The sequence below is a fragment of the Burkholderia sp. PU8-34 genome (assembly GCF_053427725.1).
In genome coordinates this window covers 1-424 of record NZ_JBSAXC010000078.1, presented here as the reverse complement: position 1 = coordinate 424, position 424 = coordinate 1, and the positions used below count along the sequence as shown (strand labels likewise).

General features: G+C 64.4%; 1 protein-coding gene. It reads left to right on the top strand.

Annotated elements, in window-relative coordinates; translation table 11 throughout:
* Positions 1-424 (top strand): ABC transporter ATP-binding protein (locus tag ACV22Z_RS35785; protein ID WP_448080950.1); only part of this gene is annotated, 424 nt, incomplete at both ends.

Here is a 424-nt window from a genome sequence, read left to right as displayed (position 1 = left end):
CACCTCCGGCAAGATCTACGTTGACGGCGAAGACCTCGCGTCGCTGCCGCCGTATCGCCGCCCGGTGAACATGATGTTCCAGTCGTACGCGCTGTTCCCGCACATGTCGGTCGAATCGAACGTCGCGTTCGGCCTGAAGCAGGAAGGCACGCCGAAGAACGAGATCAAGGAACGCGTGGCCGACGCGCTCGCGCTCGTGCAGATGAGCAAGTACGCGCAGCGCAAGCCGCACCAGCTGTCGGGCGGCCAGCAGCAGCGCGTGGCGCTGGCGCGCTCGCTCGTGAAGCGCCCGAAGCTGCTGCTGCTCGACGAGCCGATGTCCGCGCTCGACAAGAAGATCCGCCAGAAGACCCAGCTCGAACTCGTGAACATCATCGAGAAGGTCGACGTGACCTGCGTGATGGTCACGCACGACCAGGAGGAA